The organism is Corynebacterium lipophiloflavum DSM 44291, from assembly GCF_000159635.1.
GTDB lineage: Bacteria > Actinomycetota > Actinomycetes > Mycobacteriales > Mycobacteriaceae > Corynebacterium > Corynebacterium lipophiloflavum.
Genome location: NZ_GG667192.1, coordinates 680,189 through 698,279, shown reverse-complemented (window position 1 = coordinate 698,279; position 18,091 = coordinate 680,189). Strand labels below are relative to the sequence as shown.

Annotated in this window: 19 protein-coding genes and 1 tRNA gene; 5 read left to right on the top strand and 15 right to left on the bottom strand. The window is 64.6% G+C overall.

Annotation, left to right across the window (positions count from 1 at the left end):
• Positions 1-13: 13 nt before the first annotated feature.
• Together pdxT and pdxS are read right to left on the bottom strand one after the other, a co-directional pair.
• Positions 14-583, bottom strand: coding sequence for a pyridoxal 5'-phosphate synthase glutaminase subunit PdxT (gene pdxT, locus HMPREF0298_RS06470; RefSeq protein WP_006840326.1), 570 nt, complete (start codon positions 581-583; stop codon positions 14-16).
• Positions 577-1,452: a pyridoxal 5'-phosphate synthase lyase subunit PdxS gene (gene pdxS, locus HMPREF0298_RS06465; RefSeq protein ID WP_006840325.1), complete on the bottom strand. Its 876-nt coding sequence runs from the start codon at positions 1,450-1,452 to the stop codon at positions 577-579. The genes pdxT and pdxS overlap by 7 nt, the downstream gene beginning before the upstream one ends.
• 35 nt (positions 1,453-1,487) lie before the next feature.
• Between pdxS and pdxR the strand changes: the two genes are divergently transcribed.
• Complete coding sequence (gene pdxR / locus HMPREF0298_RS06460) at positions 1,488-2,870, top strand: MocR-like pyridoxine biosynthesis transcription factor PdxR (RefSeq protein ID WP_006840324.1); 1,383 nt, start codon at positions 1,488-1,490, stop codon at positions 2,868-2,870.
• Here the strand turns inward: pdxR and HMPREF0298_RS06455 are convergent.
• The 4 genes from HMPREF0298_RS06455 to HMPREF0298_RS06440 form a co-directional block, all read right to left on the bottom strand.
• Positions 2,848-4,083 (bottom strand): HNH endonuclease signature motif containing protein, encoded by a 1,236-nt coding sequence (locus HMPREF0298_RS06455; protein ID WP_006840323.1) that lies wholly within the window; start codon positions 4,081-4,083, stop codon positions 2,848-2,850. The genes pdxR and HMPREF0298_RS06455 overlap by 23 nt on opposite strands.
• 340 nt (positions 4,084-4,423) lie before the next feature.
• Positions 4,424-5,938, bottom strand: coding sequence for a proteasome ATPase (arc, locus tag HMPREF0298_RS06450; RefSeq protein ID WP_006840322.1), 1,515 nt, complete (start codon positions 5,936-5,938; stop codon positions 4,424-4,426).
• Between the two features lie 9 nt (positions 5,939-5,947).
• Complete coding sequence (locus HMPREF0298_RS06445; RefSeq protein ID WP_211205429.1) at positions 5,948-6,784, bottom strand: tRNA (adenine-N1)-methyltransferase; 837 nt, start codon at positions 6,782-6,784, stop codon at positions 5,948-5,950.
• A 154-nt stretch (positions 6,785-6,938) separates the two neighbouring features.
• Positions 6,939-8,144 carry a M18 family aminopeptidase gene (locus tag HMPREF0298_RS06440; protein WP_006840320.1) on the bottom strand — a complete coding sequence of 402 codons (1,206 nt, stop codon included), beginning with the start codon at positions 8,142-8,144 and terminating at the stop codon, positions 6,939-6,941.
• A 26-nt stretch (positions 8,145-8,170) separates the two neighbouring features.
• On the opposite strand from HMPREF0298_RS06440, the gene HMPREF0298_RS06435 reads away from it, so the two are divergent.
• On the top strand, positions 8,171-8,962 hold the full coding sequence (locus HMPREF0298_RS06435; RefSeq protein ID WP_006840319.1) for a RecB family exonuclease: 792 nt from the start codon (positions 8,171-8,173) through the stop codon (positions 8,960-8,962).
• An 8-nt stretch (positions 8,963-8,970) separates the two neighbouring features.
• On the opposite strand, the gene aspA is transcribed toward HMPREF0298_RS06435, so the two are convergent.
• From aspA to HMPREF0298_RS06400, 7 genes are read right to left on the bottom strand one after another with little or no spacing between them, the layout of a single operon-like run.
• Complete coding sequence (aspA, locus tag HMPREF0298_RS06430) at positions 8,971-10,392, bottom strand: aspartate ammonia-lyase (protein ID WP_006840318.1); 1,422 nt, start codon at positions 10,390-10,392, stop codon at positions 8,971-8,973.
• 31 nt (positions 10,393-10,423) lie between these two features.
• A complete protein-coding gene (gene hisG / locus HMPREF0298_RS06425; protein ID WP_006840317.1) occupies positions 10,424-11,272 on the bottom strand; it encodes an ATP phosphoribosyltransferase in 849 nt (282 codons plus the stop codon).
• Between the two features lie 16 nt (positions 11,273-11,288).
• On the bottom strand, positions 11,289-11,552 hold the full coding sequence (locus tag HMPREF0298_RS06420; RefSeq protein WP_006840316.1) for a phosphoribosyl-ATP diphosphatase: 264 nt from the start codon (positions 11,550-11,552) through the stop codon (positions 11,289-11,291).
• 11 nt (positions 11,553-11,563) lie between these two features.
• Positions 11,564-12,235 (bottom strand): HAD family hydrolase, encoded by a 672-nt coding sequence (locus HMPREF0298_RS06415; protein ID WP_280985042.1) that lies wholly within the window; start codon positions 12,233-12,235, stop codon positions 11,564-11,566.
• 1 nt (position 12,236) lies between these two features.
• A complete protein-coding gene (locus HMPREF0298_RS06410) occupies positions 12,237-12,617 on the bottom strand; it encodes a hypothetical protein (protein ID WP_040422764.1) in 381 nt (126 codons plus the stop codon).
• Between the two features lie 23 nt (positions 12,618-12,640).
• Positions 12,641-13,855, bottom strand: coding sequence for a cysteine--1-D-myo-inosityl 2-amino-2-deoxy-alpha-D-glucopyranoside ligase (gene mshC, locus HMPREF0298_RS06405; protein WP_006840313.1), 1,215 nt, complete (start codon positions 13,853-13,855; stop codon positions 12,641-12,643).
• Positions 13,856-13,877: 22 nt separating this feature from the next.
• Positions 13,878-14,735, bottom strand: a complete 858-nt coding sequence (locus HMPREF0298_RS06400) for an undecaprenyl-diphosphate phosphatase (RefSeq protein ID WP_040422762.1) — start codon at positions 14,733-14,735, stop codon at positions 13,878-13,880.
• Positions 14,736-14,781: 46 nt separating this feature from the next.
• On the opposite strand from HMPREF0298_RS06400, the gene HMPREF0298_RS06395 reads away from it, so the two are divergent.
• A complete protein-coding gene (locus HMPREF0298_RS06395; RefSeq protein ID WP_245527450.1) occupies positions 14,782-15,825 on the top strand; it encodes a hypothetical protein in 1,044 nt (347 codons plus the stop codon).
• Positions 15,822-16,907, top strand: coding sequence for a quinone-dependent dihydroorotate dehydrogenase (locus tag HMPREF0298_RS06390; RefSeq protein ID WP_006840310.1), 1,086 nt, complete (start codon positions 15,822-15,824; stop codon positions 16,905-16,907). Before HMPREF0298_RS06395 ends, HMPREF0298_RS06390 begins: the two co-directional genes overlap by 4 nt.
• On the opposite strand, the gene HMPREF0298_RS06385 is transcribed toward HMPREF0298_RS06390, so the two are convergent.
• The gene (locus HMPREF0298_RS06385) at positions 16,882-17,229 is read right to left on the bottom strand and encodes a hypothetical protein (RefSeq protein ID WP_006840309.1); all 348 of its coding nucleotides are present in this window, start codon (positions 17,227-17,229) and stop codon (positions 16,882-16,884) included. The genes HMPREF0298_RS06390 and HMPREF0298_RS06385 overlap by 26 nt on opposite strands.
• A gap of 29 nt (positions 17,230-17,258) precedes the next feature.
• Positions 17,259-17,789, bottom strand: a complete 531-nt coding sequence (locus tag HMPREF0298_RS06380) for a YbhB/YbcL family Raf kinase inhibitor-like protein (protein WP_006840308.1) — start codon at positions 17,787-17,789, stop codon at positions 17,259-17,261.
• A 164-nt stretch (positions 17,790-17,953) separates the two neighbouring features.
• Here HMPREF0298_RS06380 and HMPREF0298_RS06375 point away from each other — a divergent pair.
• A tRNA-Leu gene (locus HMPREF0298_RS06375) sits at positions 17,954-18,039 on the top strand.
• The last annotated feature ends 52 nt before the right edge of the window (positions 18,040-18,091 follow it).

Sequence of the window (18,091 nt, the reverse complement as noted above, 5' to 3'; positions counted from 1 at the left end):
GCAGTGGGAGGTTCTAACCGCGCACCTTTTCCAAGAACCTCGCGTGAATGGTCGTGTCGCCTGTGAGCTCCGGGTGGAAGCTCACCGCCAGGGCGTTGTCCTTTTCCACGCCGACGATGCGCTCCCCTTTCGTTGCGATGACGCTGACTCCTTCGCCGACGGCGAGAACCTCAGGTGCGCGGATGTACGCGGCCTTGACCTGGCCGTACGCGCTGTCGATGACTTCAACGGCACTGTCGATCTGACGGCCGAAAGCGTTGCGGCGCACCCGCATCGGAATGATTCCCAGGCTGCGCTGCTCCGGGGCGGGATCGACGATCTCGGTGGCCAGCGTGATCAGGCCGGCGCAGGTCCCGAGGACGGGCGTGCCGTTTCGGAGGGCGGTGCGCAGGGCGTCGTCAAGCGAGAAAATGCACAAAAGCCGGTCGATGGTTGAAGACTCCCCGCCCGGGATGACGATCCCGTCGAGACCCTCGATCTCGGCCGCGCGGCGCATAAGCGTCACCTCGGCGCCGAGGCTTTCGAGCATGTCGACGTGCTCTCGCACCCCGCCCTGCAGCGCGAGGACCCCGACCTTCACCATCCGCGTTCGGCGAGGCGGTGCGGCGCGGGCACGTCGCCGACGTTGATGCCCACCATGGCTTCTCCCAGACCACGCGAGGCTTCGGTGACCACGGCGATGTCCTCCCACGCGGCGGTCGCTTTGACGATCGCGGCGGCGCGCGCGGCCGGGTCGCCGGACTTGAAGATGCCGGATCCGACGAAGACACCGTCGGCGCCGAGCTGCATCATCAGAGCGGCGTCGGCGGGCGTCGCCACGCCTCCTGCTGTGAACAGCACGACCGGCAGCTCGCCGTGCTCGGCGACGTGCGCGACGAGGTCGTAGGGCGCCTGGAGTTCCTTGGCGGCGACGTAGAGCTCGTCGCGGCTGGCGGACTGCAGCTTGGCGATCTCCGCCTTGATGGTGCGGATGTGCTTGGTGGCTTCGGAGACGTCGCCGGTGCCGGCCTCACCTTTGGAGCGGATCATGGCTGCGCCCTCGTTGATGCGTCGCAGCGCCTCGCCGAGGTTGGTGGCACCGCAGACGAAGGGCACGGTAAAGGGGCGCTTGTCAATGTGGTTGACGTAGTCTGCGGGGCTCAACACCTCGGACTCGTCGATGTAGTCCACGCCGAGGTGTTCGAGGATGCGCGCCTCGACCGTGTGCCCGATGCGTGCCTTGGCCATGACGGGGATGTCGACGGCCTCGATGATGCCCTCGATAAGGTCCGGATCCGACATGCGGGCGACTCCGCCCTGGGCGCGGATATCGGCGGGCACCCGCTCGAGCGCCATGACAGCGACCGCGCCGGCGTCTTCGGCGATGCGCGCCTGCTCGGGCGTGACGACGTCCATGATCACGCCGCCTTTGAGCATCTGGGCGAGCCCTGACTTCACAGTATTTTCACTCATGTAACCATGGTGGCCCGCTAACTGGTAGATTTCCAGTGCCACTTATCACCTATTTTTTTGGACCAGTTCTGTTTCACGTCGACCGCCACCACCCCACCAGCATCCCCACGCAGATCGCATCTGGGATGCGGGGACTCGTCGCGTCCGGGCAGCTTGCCGCAGGCGACCGGGTGCCGTCCACGCGCGAGCTCGCCGGCCAGCTCGGCGTGTCTCGCGGCAGCGTTGTTACCGCATATGACCAGCTTATTTCCGAGGGATTGCTGAAGTCTTCGCAGGGCGCAGCCACGGTCGTCCACCCTGAGCTGCGCCGCGTATCGACGCCCCCACCCACGCGCACCACCCTCGAGCGCTCACGCACGGATCGCCCCATCTCTCTCAAGCCGTCCGCGGGTACAGCAGGTGCGATCCGCCCGGCCGCGTGGCGTCGCGCGTGGCGCGAGGCGGCCTCTCGTGCTCCGGCGGTGCTCGATCGTTCGGGCCAGCCCGAGCTCAGGCATGCGATTGCCGAGCACCTTCGCCTCGCGCGCGGGCTCGTCGTCCATCCCGACAGTGTGCTCGTCACCGGCGGGTCACGCGAAGGTCTGCTGCTCATTCTCATGTCGCTCGGGCGCACGCTCAACGTCGGCGTGGAAACGCCTGGGCACCCGGGGCTGCGCAACGTCATTCCACTCGCCGGACACACCGCGGTGTCGTGCGAAACCGACGATAAGGGGCTCGTCGTTTCGGCTTTGCCCGAGGGACTGGACGCGCTGCTGGTGACTCCTTCCCACCTCTACCCCATCGGCGGTTCCATGCCCGCGACCAGGCGCGCGGCGCTGCTTGACTGGGCCGCCGAGCGTGGCGTTGTCCTCATCGAGGACGACTTCAACAGCGAGCTGCGATACCGTGTCTCGCCTCTGCCTACCCTGGGCACTTTGCCCTCGAAGGCCAGCGTGATTGCTCTGGGCACCTTTTCTACTCTGCTCACCCGACAGCTCAGCGCGGGCTACGTTGTGGCCGACGCCGCAACGAGCGACCGGCTCCGGGAAACGCGAGACACCCTGGGCATGCCGGTCTCGCCCGTGACCCAGTACGCCATCGCGCACCTGCTCGAAGGGGGATTCGTGCGACGCAACACCAAGTCGACGCATAAGCGACTCACCGAGCGCAAAGGAACATTGGGCAGGTGCGTTCTTCCCGCGTTGCGTGCATGTGGGGCCGTGGCAATCCAGCAGGAGCATTCGTTTGGTGTCGACCTCGTCGTCAAATTCCCTGACGCGCCCGCGCACGACGCGTTCGTTGCGTGGCTGGCTAAGTGTGGCGTGGTGGGAGCGTCGATAAGCGATGGGCTCCTGTTGAGCTTCGGGCACTTGAGCGAGGCCGATTTTGAGCGTGTAGTGGGCATCTTTTCGGCAGCTAACACCACGCGGCCGAGTTGAACTCATCGAGGGTGAGCGCGTCGTCATCGCGCACCGGCAAGGCGCGGTTGTGACTGACGTACCTGGTGCCGTCCGTGAAGACGAAGTGGATATCACCCAGTTCCTTGCGGACGATGATGGCCCCGTCGCTGACGAGGCTGTGACAGAACGAGCACAGGGGCAACAAGTTGTCCAAGTCCGATACGCCGCCGTCGGCCCAATCGTGGATATGGTGCATCTCGATGAAGCGCGTGTGAGAGCACCCCGGCATCGCGCAACGACCGCGCCACATCAGCATAAGGGCGTTGACCTGGGCATCGTTGGCCAGGCGGAACGCTCGGCCCGTATTGAGGACGAGACCCTCCCCATCAACCCGATTAACCCTGTAGGACGCGTTGCTCAGGAAATTCTTCACCGCATCCGACGGGGCGCCGGGGTTGTTGGGGAGATAGGCGCCACCGTCGGTTGTCATCACCACATTGACGTGCGCACCAGGCGCGCGCAGCGGGTTCTTCGGTCGCGTCAGAGCGATATTGACGACGCCCATGAACGCGCTGACCAGGGCCTCACCCAGGGGCAGGCCGAACCCTGAACAGCCGGTGTTGCGCTGCTCAATTTCGGCATCGACTAAGTCGTCATCGATCTGCCCGCTGGGGTCCCTCAATGCCTCCCAATCCACTTCGTGCCACGCCAACTCGCCGACTTTCATCGCCGCCATCACGCGCGCACCCTCCGCGGCGTTGAAGTCAGCCCACAAACCTATTCTTCCGTCGCCTCGCGCCTTCAGGCGCACATACGACTTGCGCGCAGGGCTGTCACCCTCTTTGCGGTAACGCAGCAGCGCGAGCTCTAGTTCGTGATAGGTCATCGACTCGGCGAGCTCCACCAGTTCCGCTTCATTATCTGCGGTCAAATGCGGGAGGATCAGACGCACCTTGGAATAGGAAATACGTCCTTCCAAAAAGGCGCTCGACAACAGGTTGTACTCCAACATTGCCCTGGCGACCTTGACGTACTCGTGTGCCGACGAATTCGACAGCGAGAGCGTCCGAACCATCCACTGCGCAGTGGAGGGCGAACCGTAGCGGGTTGCGAGATTAAGCGCGTCGAAGAGCGCGACTGCCATTAGCACCGTGGCTTTCTTGCGTGTGAATGACCCGAAGCCCTGCTGAATCGCTTCAACGATTGCGGACGGCGATTGATGTTGGCTGAGTTCGGTGGTCGGTGTTGACATGTTTCCCCCAAGGACTAGATCAACTGTTCGATGTGGTTATGCGCGTACCGTATCAAGTGCCTGCGACATGTACTGTGAGCTGGGGAAATTCGTTTCATAGCAATGGCTATAATGTTCAGTGAAAGTCCGCATTGCGGACTTTTTCGAGTGTCATGCTGCAGGTGCGATTGGGAGGTGAATGTCCGCATTGCGGACTCTGCAAGCCACCGGGCTAGTCCGCATTGCGGACTCCGTAAGCCACCCCGCTAGTCCGCATGGCGGACTCTGCAAGCCACCGGGCTAGTCCGCATTGCGGACTCTGCAAGCCACCGGGCTAGTCCGCATTGCGGACTCGAACCGACTACCCCACGACCTCCGCGGAGACGACGCGTCGGCCCTGTCGCCCGGTGATGCGCGCCCATTCGTCGGGGTTTGCAGTGTTCGGCAGGTCTTCGTTCTCGTCCTGCTCCGCTCGAACCGCGATGCGCAGGTGTTCGGCGCTCAAGCCACTAGTCGACGCCCCCGATGCATGGTCCTTAATGGCCAGCTTTTTCGCCCTGGCGACGATGTTCGCGATCATCGCCCCGGAGACGAAGTCGTGGTAGTGGAGCATTTCGGTGGAGCCGTCGACAAGCTCGAGTCGGACGAACGGGCGCGGGGCGAAGAGGGCGTCGACGGCGGCGTCGATAAGCGAGGGCACGGGCTCCGCGTGGGGGACGGATTCGGTGAGGTGGCGCGCAAAGATGTCTTTGGCCTCGTCCTTTGTGGGGCGGGAGACGCGGATTTTGATGTCGAGGCGGCCCGGGCGCAGGATTGCCGGGTCGATGAGTTCTTCGCGGTTGGTCGCGCCGATGACGATGACGTTAGCGAGGCCCTCTACGCCGTCGATCTCGGTGAGCAGCTGCGGCACGACCGTGGTTTCCATGTCGGAGGAAACCCCGGAGCCGCGGGTGCGGAAGATCGATTCCATCTCGTCAAAGAAAACGATCACCGGCCGGCCCTCGGAGGCGAGCTCGCGGGCGCGCTCGAAGATCAGCCGGATGCGGCGCTCGGTCTCGCCGACGTACTTGTTCAGCAGTTCCGGGCCCTTGACGTTGATGAAGTGGGCCGAACCGCCCTCACCGATCCTGCTGGACAGCGAGTTCGCAACGGCTTTCGCGATGAGTGTCTTGCCGCAGCCGGGCGGGCCGTACAACAGCAGGCCTTTCGGCGGAGCGAGGTCGTAGGCCTTGTACAGCTCCGGGTGCACGAACGGGAGCTCCACCGAGTCGCGGATCGTTTCGATCTGGGTGGACAGCCCGCCGATGTCGGCGTAGGTCACGTCCGGCACTTCCTCCAACGACAGCTGGTTGACCTCGGTTTTAGGCACGCGTTCGTAGGCGAAGCCAACGCGGGGGTCGAACAAGAGGGTGTCACCCGAGCGGGCGGTGTCGAGCAGGGGCTGGGCGAGATGGACAAGCGACTCGCCACCCTGCTGATCGGCGACAACAGCACGATCCGTGCCGATGCGCTCAACCATCGTCCCGAGCTGGCCCGCGCTGTCGAAACCGCAGGCCTCGACGATCACGGTGCCGTCGCCAAGCCGGACAAGCGTCCCCGGAACCAGCGAGCCGGGGGCGACGTTCGGCGAAACCTTCACGCGCATGCGCCGCCCCGAGGTGAAGATCTCAGCCTCCATGCCCTTGCGCGACCCAGACAGGTAGACACCGTAGGGGTTAGCGGGCTCTTCGAGAGACTCAAGCTGGGCGTACAGGTCGTTGAGCTTGTCGCGGGAAGCCTTCAGAAGCTCCGCGAGCTGCTTATTGCGGGCGCCCATCGCCTGGTTCTCGCGCTTGAGTTCGCGCAGCTGCGGGCCGAAAGCGTCGTCCTCAATCATAAGCCCACCCTACCTGCGTGCTTTGCGCTGCGGACGCGGGGGCGTAACACCGTCGGCAAGCCTGCGGGTCCACACCAGGAAGGCCGTGTGGGCGTTCATCCGATGCTCGGGGCGTGTCGCCAGCCCCTCCACCTTCCATTCGCGCAGCAAGGTTTCCCACGCCCTGGGTTCCGTGAAGCACTTCGCTTCGCGGATCGCCTCCATGATGTTCATTAGCTGCGGCACCGTGGCCACGTATGTCATGAACACCCCGCCGGGAATGAGGAGTTCCTTGACGGTGTTGATGAACAGCCACGGCTCGACCATGTCCAGAATGATCCGGTCGACGGGCCCGCCGAGATCCTCCTGCGTCACTTCGCCGAAGTCACCCAACCGCGGCTCCCACCAGGCGGGTTCCGCACCGAAGTATTCCGCGACGTTGTCGCGCGCGAACGCGAAGTGGTCATCGCGGATCTCGTAGGAGAACACCTTTCCTTCTGGGCCGACGGCGCGCAGCAGAGACATGGAAAGCGCCCCGGAACCGGCGCCAGCTTCGAGGACGCGAGCACCCATGAAAATGTCGCCCTCGACGAGGATCTGTGCGGCGTCCTTGGGGTAGATCACTGCAGCTCCGCGCGGCATGGACAGCACATGGTCCACGAGCAGGTGGCGGAAGCACAGGTAATCGGATCCCAGGGAGGAGCGAACCACGCTGCCCTCATCGATGCCGATGATGTTGTCATGCGCGACGATGCCTTTGTGCGTGTGAAACTGCCCGCCCTCCACCAGCTCGATCGTGAAATGACGGCGCTTGGCGTCGGTGAGCTGGACCTTGTCGCCAGCTTGGAACGGTCCTGAGTACATCAGATCTCCTTGGTGCATAAAGTTCGTCTGTCCGGTTGCGTGACTGATCGTCCACTGATAGAAAATAAGGCGAGACTAGGAACCGGAAAAGCAAGAGGTCACACTGTAAACGCGCCCGCCGCCGTGGGGGTCGGCGGCGGGCGCACGGTGCAACTGCCTAGTCTCCCCGCAAGAATGAGGTTAGTGCCTCAGTAAACCAGGCAATGTCTTGGACGCCTACTTGCTCGCGCGCCGAATGCATGGACAAAAGAGGAACACCGACATCGACCGTTGGGATGCCCAGCCGTGTCGACGAAATCGGACCGATGGTCGAACCACACGGGACGTCGTTGTGGCCCACGAATGTTTGCACCGGAACGTTCGACGCCCGCGCTGCCCTGATCCACGCCGCTGACGTCACCGCGTCCGAAGCGTAGCGCTGATTCGCGTTGAGCTTGAGTACCGGGCCTTTGCCCAGCAACGGGCGATGGGTCGGGTCGTGCTTGCCCGGGTAGTTCGGGTGCACCGAATGCGCGGCATCTGCCGACACCGCCAGTGAATCGGCGTAGAAGCGCAGCGGATCGCCGACGCTTGCCGCGATGCGCGCCAGAAGTCTTTCGAGCAACGGTCCCCCGGCACCCGTCGTCGACGCCGAGCCCACTTCCTCGTGGTTGAACGCCGCGAGCACAAGAAAGTCCTCGGCGTCGTCCTGCGCCCGAAGGAGGGCCTTAACGGAGGCGAACACGCTGGACAGGTTATCGAGGCGTCCGGACATGATCGAGTCGCCGACAACCGCGGCCGGCTGCGAATCCGCCGAGATCAGTTCGTGCGCCACAACATCGCTCGCAGTAACCCCGGCGGCGTGAGCGACGAGCTCGGACAACGGCAGGTCCCCGCCCAAAATGGGCTGCAGGTGGACCTGCCGGTCAATGTCGGAGTCCGCGCCCCGTGTCAGGTGGATGGCGAGGTTCGGCACCCGCGCCACGGCGCCGGTGTCCACCAGGGACACCGAGCCATCCTTGGTCACCACTCGTCCCGCGAACCGGATGTCACGGTCGAACCAGCTCGACAGGATCGGGCCGCCGTAGACCTCGACCGCCACCTGCGAAAACCCCTCGCGCACGAAATCCGGATCCGGCTTGACCATCAGCCCCGGAGAGTCTGTGTGCGTGCCCACGATGCGCACCCGCGGGTTCGGGTTGTGCGGCACCCACCACGCCAGCACCGCACCTCCGGCAACGGCCACGTGCCCGCCGGGGGTGAGCTCGGAATCCGGGGCGTAGCCGGCGTCGACAAGCAAGCTCTCGACGTTGCTCGCGGCGTGGAAGGCTGACGGGCTGGCGTCGAGGAACTTCAGGAAGTCTGCGGTAACGCTTAGTGTCATACCTCCACTCTAAGATGAGTGGCACAATGACTTCTCGACCACTCGCCCTTTCCCCTTCCCGCGCCAGCGACTACAAGCAGTGCCCGCTGCTCTACCGCTTCCGCGCCATCGATCGCCTCCCCGAGCCCAAAACTGAGGCCCAAGTCAAAGGCACGCTGGTCCACGCCGTGCTGGAGGAAATGCACAGCTGGCGGCGCGAAGAACGCACCTACCCCGCCGCCGTGAAGGCGATCGTGCCGGCGTGGGAGCGTCTTATCGAGCAGGACCCGGAAGTCGCCGAGCCCATCAGCGACCGCCAGCAGCTGCTTGTCGACGCCCGCACGCTGATCCGCGGCTACTTCCACATGGAGAACCCGCTCGGCTTCGACTCCACCGAGCAGGAAATGTACGTCGACGGGGTCTTGCCCAACGGCGTCCCCGTGCGCGGCTTCATCGACCGCGTCGACGTCGCACCCACCGGCGAGGTGCGCGTCGTCGACTACAAGACGGGCAAGAAGCCCCTGCCCCGCTACTCCGCGGACGCGCAGTTTCAGATGCGTTTCTACGCGCTGGTGTACTGGCGGTTCTTCGGTGCAATCCCCACCCAGCTCCGCCTCATGTACCTCAAAGTGGTCGACTCGATGATCTTGACCCCATCGCGCGAGGAGCTGGAATACTTCGAGCGCGACCTGGGCGAGCTGTGGGCGAAAATCGAGGCAGACGGGCGCGAGGGCCGATTCCGGCCGCGTACCTCGAAGCTGTGCAACTGGTGCCCCTTCCAGGACATCTGCCCCGCGTTCGACGGAACCCCGCCCGACTATCCCGGCTGGCCCGGCTAGACGGGAAATTAGTCGTCGAGGTACAGCTTGCCGCGGAACTCAGGGTGCATCAGGTTTTCTTTACTGAGCGCCCGGTTGAGCTCTTCTTCTGTGAGTAGGCCCTTTTCCAGGACCAGCTCGCGCACCCCGCGCCCCGTGCGGGCGGCTTCCTTGCCCACCAGGTCGCCGTTATGGTGTCCGATCAGCGGGTTGAGGTAGGTGATGATGCCTATCGAATTGGCCACGTATGACTCGCAAACCTCGCGGTTGGCCGTGATGCCGGTAACGCACTTTTCACGCAGGGTCGCCGACGCATTGCTCAAAAGCTTCACGGAACCGAACAGAGATTGGGCGATCACCGGCTCCATCACGTTGAGCTGCAGCTGGCCGGCCTCGGCGGCCATGGAGACGGTGATGTCGTTGCCGAAGACCTTGAAACACACCTGGTTGACCACCTCGGGAATGACCGGGTTAACCTTCGCCGGCATGATCGACGAACCTGCCTGACGCTCCGGGAGGTTGATCTCGTTGAGGCCGGCGCGCGGGCCAGAAGACAGCAACCGCAGGTCGTTGCAGATCTTCGACAGCTTCATCGCGGCGCGCTTGATTGCAGAGTGCATCATCACGTAACCGCCCGTGTCGGACGTGGCCTCGATCAGGTCCGGCGACGCCTGGATGTCAAGGCCGGTGACTTCGCGCAGCGCCGCGACCACCTGGTCGCGGTACCCGCTCGGGGTGTTGATGCCGGTGCCAATCGCCGTGGCACCGAGGTTGATCTCCAACAGCGCGTTCGCGGCGCTGGAAATCGTGCGCTGCTCCTCCGCCAAGTTAGAGCCAAACGCCGTGAACTCCTGGCCCAGCGTCATGGGCACCGCGTCTTGAAGCTGGGTGCGACCCATCTTGATGATGTCGTTGAACTCGTCGCCCTTGGCGCGAAACGCCCTCTGCAGCTCGTCGAGCTGGTGCAACAGGCCCTGCACGGAGTAGTAGAGCCCGAGGCGGAAGCCCGTCGGGTAGGCGTCGTTCGTCGACTGCGACATGTTGACGTCGTCGTTGGGGTTGATGATGTCGTAGGAGCCCTTCTCCTCGCCGAGGTGCTCCAGCGCGAGGTTGGCGATGACCTCGTTGACGTTCATGTTCACCGAGGTACCGGCGCCGCCCTGGTAGATGTCAATGGGGAACTGATCGAGGCAGCGGCCGCGTTCGGTAATCTCGTCGCAGGCCCACATGATGGCCTCTGCCTTGGATTTTGGCAGGACGTGCAGGCGGCGGTTTGCCATCGCGGCCGCCTTTTTCACCTGCGCCATGCCGCGGATGAAGTCGGGAATGTCGTTGATTTTGGTGCCAGAAATTTGAAAGTTGTCCACCGCGCGAAGCGTGTGCACGCCGTAGTAGACGTCCGCGGGGACTTCCATGGTGCCGAGCAGGTCTTCTTCAATGCGAGTAGCCATACCCGTGAGGATACCCACCAAAGGCGGGCGACTAGAGGCGCGCGATACGAAGCTCCGTGGCCAGGATGCCTTCCGCGCCTACCGCGGCGAGCTCGTCCATCGTCTGGTTGGCCTTCTTGCGCGGCACCATCGCGCGCACCGCCACCCACCCCTCGCGCGACAGCGGGGAAACGGTGGGACCGGTAATACCCGGAGTGATGGCGGAGGCGCGCTCGAGGTTGTCGCGCGCGATGTTGTAATCGACCATGAGGAAATTCTGGGCGTTGAGGATGCCCTGGACGCGCTTGAGCAGGACGTCGTGATCCGGCCCGCCAGCATTACCGCGGCGGCGGATGATCACCGCTTCACTGCTAATCAACGGCTCGCCGAAGGGGGCGAGCCCCTGCTGGCGCAGCGTGGCACCGGTGGAGACCACGTCGGCGATGACGTCGGCCACGCCGAGCTTGATCGCGATCTCCACCGCCCCGTCCAGGCGCGTAACGTCACTCGGCGAAATGCCGTGCTGCGCGAGATAGTTTTTCACAAGGTGCGGGTACGAGGTGGCGATGCGCTTGCCCTCTAAGTCCGCGACGCTCCACTGCTGATCGGAGGGGGCCGCGAAGCGGAACGTGGAGGAGCCGAATCCGAGCGACATGACCTCGTTGACGTCGGCACCGGAATCGGCGGCCAGGTCGCGCCCCGTGATGCCGAGGTCAAGGTGGCCCTGGGCGACGTAGATGGCGATGTCTTTCGGGCGCAGGAAGTAGAACTCGACGCCGTTTTCCTCGTCGACGACGTTGAGGGACTTGTTGATGCCGCGGCCCTTGTAGCCGGCCTCCTTGAGCACCTCGAGGGCTTTTTCGGACAGCGAGCCCTTGTTGGGCACTGCAACCTTGATCATGGTGATCCGTTCTTGTTTAGAGGTACTTGTACACGTCGTCGGGGGTCAGGCCGCGCTTGAGCATCATCACCTGGGTCCAGTAGATGAGCTGGCTCAGCTCCACGGCGAGCTCCGCGTCGGACTGGTACTCGGCCGCGATCCATACCTCGCCGGCCTCCTCGATGATTTTCTTGCCAATGAAATGCTCCCCCTTCTCAAGGGCCTTGACGGTCCCGGAATCAGCCGGCCGGGATGCGGCTTTGGCGGAGAGCTCGGCGAATAGTTCATCGAAGTTTTTCACGGGGGTTTACTCTATCGCACCGGCTGCACAATCTCCGCGTACCACCGCGCAACGTCCTCTAGCGCGGCTCCGACAAAGTTGGCGGGATCAAAACTGACGACGCCCTCCGGCACCGTTTCCGCCAGACCGAGCACGCGGCACCCCGCGGCGGCGGCCGCGCTCATCCCCGCCCAGGAGTCCTCGAAGACCAGGCAGTCGCGGGCGTCGAAACCGACCCTGCGCGCCGCCTCCAGGTACATGTCGGGGGCCGGTTTGGTGCGCTCGACCTCGTCACCGGTGATCGAGCCGACGAAGAAATCGCGGCCGACGGCGTCTATGAGGGCGTCGGCAAGCACGCGCTCGGTGTTGGTGGTCACCAGCATGGGCACACCCTTGTCGCGCAGCGAGGCGAGCAGGCCCTGCACCCCCGGGTTGGGTGTGAGGTCGCCGGAGGTGAGCTCGGCCATGCGCTGGTACATCCATGTCCTGTACCGCTCGTAGTCGCCGGCGCCGAGCTCGACACCAGCGTGGGCGGCGCAGATCGCCAGCGTGTTGCCGAAGCTGCCGCCGATGGTCTTTTCGCGCAGCTCGGGGGTGAGCCGACGGCCCAGTTTTTCGGACAGCTCGTACGTGGCCACGCCCCACAGCGGCTCCGTGTCGACGAGGGTGCCGTCCATGTCCCAGAAAATCGCAAGAGGTAGCACGCTACTCCAGCTCGGGAAGTTCGTTCAGCGCCTCATCGTCGGCGCCGGTGGCAGCGGCCGCCTGGAACACCAGCGACTCCAGGTCGGCCTTCTCCTCCGGTTCCAGCACGGCGTTGGCGTGCGCGGCGTTGAACTCGCTCAACGAGGCGTAGAAGGGCACGACGACTTTCTTCAGGTCCTCGCCGGCGGGGTCGTCGCCAAGCAGCTCGAGGGCGTCGAGAAAGCCCTCGATCTTCTGCTTCAGCTCAGGAAGGACTTTCGGGTCGAAGGGCTCGTCCCACAACTCCTTGTCCTCATCGCGCAGGTAGGAGCCAGTGGCAAAAGTGGTGAGGTCGGAGATGAATTCGTCGACGTCGTCTTGGAACTGCTCGCGGATGGTCATGCTCATATTGTGGACGAAAACGCTTAGACCCGCACGCCAAGCAGCCCATCGATGGCGCGCGCGATGGCGCCCTCGTGATCTCCCGCAGCCTCGTCGATGATGCGCAGCGCGGCTGCGGTATCGAGATCGTCGGCCAGAGCAGCGCGCAGCTTATCGACGACCACCGCAGCGTCAACCTGGCCCACCGGGCGCGCCAGGTTGTCGCGCCACCGGGCCAAGCGCTGCTCGGCGGCAACGAGGATTGCGTCGGAGAAATCGCGGTCCGTGCGGTAGTGCTCGGCAAAAACCGCCAGCCGGATCGCGCTGGCCTCGTGGCCTTTTTCGGTGAGCTTGTGCACGAAGACCAGGTTTCCCAGCGACTTCGACATCTTCACCCCATCGAGGGCGATCATGCCGGCGTGGACGTAGTGCGTTGCCATGCGCCGCTGGCGGTAGGCAGCCTCGGCGTGCGCCGCCGAAAACTCGTGGTGCGGAAACGCGAGGTCGGAGCCGCCGCCCTGAATGGCGAACGTGGCGCCGAGGCGGTTCGTCGCAATCGCCGAGCACTCGATGTGCCAGCCGGGCCTGCCGGGGCCGAAGGGGGAATCCCAGGCGGGCTCGCCGTCGCGGTGGCCGCGCCACACGAGCGCGTCCAGCGGGTCTCGTTTACCCGGGCGTTCCGGGTCGCCGCCGCGTTCGGCGAAGTATGTCTCCATCTCCTCGCGGGAGTAGTTCGACTCGTAGCCGAACTGGGCGGTGGCGTCGATGGACGCGTAGATGTCGCCGTGGTCGAGGCGGTAGGCGGCCGAGGCGTCGAGAAGCTTGCCCACCATCTCAATGACCTCGTTGACGGACTCAATCGCGCCGATGTAGTCGCGAGGCGGGATGACGCCGAGGATTCCCATGTCGGAACGGAACAAATCGATCTGGCTTTGGCCCAGCTCGCGCCAGTCCACGCCGTCGCGCGCGGCGCGCTCGAACAAAGGGTCGTCGACATCGGTGATGTTTTGGACGTAGTGGACGCGGTGGCCGTTGGCAATCAGCTGGCGCTGCACCAGATCGAACGTCAGGTACGTCGCCGCGTGGCCCAGGTGCGTGGAGTCGTAGGGGGTGATGCCGCAGACGTACATGCCTACTTCGCCGTGAGCGTTCGGGGTGGTGTCGACCGGCTTGACCACCTGATCCGCGGTGTCGTAGAGCTTCAGTTCGACCGGGGTTCCGCTCACCGCGGGTACCTCAGGGGTGGGCCAAGAATGCATGGGAACTACCCTACATCCACCCTTAGAAGGGGCTCATCACTTCCGCCCCGAGCAGCGCCATCACCAAAAGACCCAGCGGAATGCGGTAAGCGGCGAACCAGGCAAACGAGTGGTTGGCGACGAACTTCAGAAGCCAGGCGATGGAGACGTAGCCGAGCACGAAAGCCACACCACTGCCGACGAGCAGCTGCATGCCCGTCGCCGCCTGGCCGGCCTGCGGAGCGAACGCGTCGGGCAGGGAGAACAGCCCAGAGGCGAGCACGGCCGGGATGGCGAGCAGGAAGCTGAACCGGGTTGCCACCTCGCGGTCCAGGTTGAGGAAAAGGCCGCCGGAGATGGTGCCGCCGGAGCGCGACACGCCGGGGATCAGTGCCAGGCATTGCCAAAGGCCCATGATGACCGCGTCCTTCATGGTCAGCTCGTCGTACCCGCGGGTCTTCTTGCCGAATCGTTCGGCGAGGATGAACACCAGCGAGAACACGATCAACACCGTGGCTGTGATCCACAGGTTGCGAAAGTTCTCCCGGATCAGGTCTTTGAGCAGCACGCCGAATAGCGCCACCGGGATCGTTCCGACGATGACCATCCACCCCATGCGGTAATCGAAGCCCCGCTTGTCCTTGTTAAGCAGCCCCACGAACCAGCCGGTCAGGATCTGCCAGATCTCCTTGGCGAAGAACACCAGCACAGCCAGCTCGGTGCCGAGCTGGATCACGGCGGTGAAGCTCGCACCGGCGTCCTCGCCCCAGAAAAGTTCCGAGACGATGCGCAGGTGTCCCGACGAGGACACGGGCAGGAACTCGGTGAGCCCCTGCACGACTGATAGGACGATCACCTGGAGCCAGCTCATCTGCTCCGCGGCGGCGGTTGCTGCGTTCATGAGCATTCAGGCTACCCCCGGGTACCGGTTGCTAGAGTCAAAAGGCGTGATAACCCTACGACGTTGCGCACTCGCCGGCACCCTCATCGCCTCAGCTGTGGGCCTTTCAGCCTGCCAGGGCGCCACCGGAGGTGACGTCGGGGACATCGGTGAGCTGACAGTGAACATGGGCAACGCCGTGGCGCAGCCCTCGCCGCCGGCGACTGACCCGGCCGGGCGCGTCGTCGACTTCGCCGCGGTAGACGATCTCGACGCCACTGGGGACACACTTGCGGTGCGCAGCGGCGACAGCCTGACCGTCGGCACCCTCGAGCAGGTTTTAGCCGGTGCGGCCACGCAGTATGCGCTGGAGGCGGACTGCGGCGACGCCTCAGCAGGAGCCGGCAGCTTCGTCGTCGCCTGCGGCGGGCGGGTGCGCATTTTCGATTCCTCCGGTGAGCGCAGCTTCGACACTTCCGCACCCGCTTCCGTCGCGACGATGACTGATTCCGGGGATGTGGTGACCGGATCTTCGCGCGATCGCACAGCGCGCATGTACCGCGACGGCGAGGAGGTGAGCTCCTTCGGAGTGGCCCGCGAGACCGACCAGCTGCTGACCGTGCCACGAGAGGGTGCTGCGGACACGGCCGTGCGCGTGAACCATTTCGACACGACGATTCAGGACCTCGACCTCGAAAACGCCCGGCAAGGAGGGACGCTGCGCGTGGGTCTCGGTGTGGGAGGGGTTACCACCGCCAGTGACGGTCTCGTGCTCGCCGCCGACAACACCGGATCCCAACTGCTGGTCTACACCGTCTCCGACATCATCCGGCTGCAGCAGTCCGCCCCCGTTGCGCCGAGCCCGTGGGCTGTGGCGTGGGACGCCGAGTCCGCGCTTGCCTGGGTCACCTCGACGGCGACGAACACCGCCGAGGGTTACGACATTTCGCAGGGCGTGCCCTTGAAGGCTGCCGAGGCACGCTCCGTCGCCGACGCGCAGAACATGGTCACGCTTGACGACGGCACCCTGGTCATCGCATCCGCCTCCGGCGACGGCCTGCAGATCATCGCGCCCGAGGAAAAGAGCACTTTGAAGGAGAAAACGTCATGAACCTCTACGACGCCGCGCTGGCCGTCATGTTCCGCGTTCCCGCCGAGCGCATTCACGGCATCATGGGGGGTGCCCTGCGGCTGCTGCACGTCGCCGCGCCACTGAACCGAACCATGGAACGCGTGGTGCGCGTCCACGACCCGGTGCTGGAACAGTCCCTGTTCGGCGTCACCTTTCCCGCACCACTGGGCCTGGCTGCCGGGTTCGACAAAAACGCCCGAGCGGTCAACGCCTGGCCCGCAGTGGGTTTCGGCTATGCGGAGGTAGGCACGATTACCCCGAAGCCCCAGCCGGGCAACCCCGCCCCGCGGCTTTTCAGGCTGCCGCAGGACAAGGCGATCCTCAACCGGATGGGCTTTAACAACGACGGCGCGCTCGCCGCTGCATCCAGCCTTGACGAGCGCGCACCACACAGCGTCGTCGGCGTGAACATTGGCAAAAACAAGGTATCCACCGATGCTGTGGCGGACTACCGTGCCGGGGCAACGGTGCTCGGCCCGCTGGCGGACTACCTCGTGGTCAACGTCTCCTCCCCCAACACCCCCGGGCTGCGGGACCTGCAGGCTGTCGAGGAGCTGCGACCCATCCTCAGCGCCGTCGCAGAGGCAACCGACACCCCCGTTTTAGTGAAGATCGCGCCAGATTTGAGCGACGAGGACGTCGACGCGGTGGCAGACCTCGCGCTGGAGCTCGCACTCGACGGAATCGTGGCGACCAACACGACCATCTCCCGCGCCGGGCTTGCCACGGATCCGGCGGAGGTGGAGGCATTGGGCGCGGGAGGCATCTCGGGAGTTCCTCTCAACGATCGCTCGCTGGAAGTCCTGAAACGGCTTCACGCCCGCGTCGGAGATCAGCTCGTGCTGGTCAGTGTCGGCGGCATCTCAACTGCGCAGCAGGCGTGGGAGCGCATCGCAGCCGGAGCGAGCCTGCTGCAGGGGTACACGCCGTTCATTTACGGCGGCCCGGGCTGGATCCGCCAGATTCACCGAGGCCTCGCGGCGCAGGTCCGGGCCCACGGCTTGAGCTCGATCAGCGAGGCTGTGGGCAGTGAGCTTACGTGGCGCTCTGGCGCAAAATAAGGGCGCACACCACCGCGGCTCCGGCCCACAGGAGCAGCCAGTAGGTCGGGGTGGCCAGCAGCGCGGCTGAGGGCAGTAGTACTCCGAGGATCACCAGGCCCACGGCGACGACGAGTGCGGTCACCTGGGCTCTCGAACGACTTTGGCCACGCACGAACGTGGCGTTGGCTCCGAAGAGAAGCGCGGCGGCCGCGATCGTGAGCACCTGCGGGGTGATCTCGAAGACCGCCTGGCCGCGGAAGAACGCCACGGCGGCGTAGATCACCAGAACGACGGCGAGGGCGAGAAACGCCCCACCCACGCGAAGTTGAATCGGAATCATAGCCGTCAGAGACTACCGGACGCGTCCGGTTAGTTCTCGTACCATCCCCATAAGATTGCGCGACCGATGGAGTGGAAGTAGAGGTTGAAGCCCAGCTGCGTCGGGTTGGCGATCTCGTCGGCCGGCAGCTCCTCGACGTCGACGGCGTGCACCGCGAACAGGTAGCGGTGCGGCCCGTGGCCCTCCGGAGGGTTCGCTCCGTAAAACGCTGTGACGCCGGAATCACCCGCCAAGGTCACCGCCCCAACGCCCAAATCTTCCGTGGCGCCGGCGCCGGATGGCAGCTCGGTGACGTCGGCCGGGATGTTGAACACGGACCAGTGCCAGAACCCGGAGCCCGTGGGGGCGTCGGGGTCGAAGCAGGTCACCGCCAGGGACTTGGTGCCCTCAGGAAGGCCGGACCATGCCAGCTGCGGGGAGGTGGCGTCATCGCCGACCTGCGCCTCGCTGAGCTTTTCGCCGTCGGCGATGTCGGTCGACGTCAGCGTGAAGGTGGGAAGGTTCTTCAGCGGGGCGTACGGGTCGGGTCCGGGGAAACGGGAATCTGTGTAGTTGCTCATACGTCAATTCATACCGAAATATGTTCGGCGGGTAAATGACACCGGTGCAATACCGGGTCGGCGGGTGGGGCGTCGACAAGCGCGATGAGCTGGCGATTTGTGCGCAGCGCGAGGCTGGCCCTATAGTTATCCAGGTGCCAAGCCGAAAGGCTTAGAAACACCCGGCCCGGGTGGCGGAATGGCAGACGCGCTAGCTTGAGGTGCTAGTGTCCTATTAACGGACGTGGGGGTTCAAGTCCCCCCTCGGGCACAACCTACCGGCTCCTCTGGGAGCCGGTTTTTGCATTGGAAGGATCCAATGA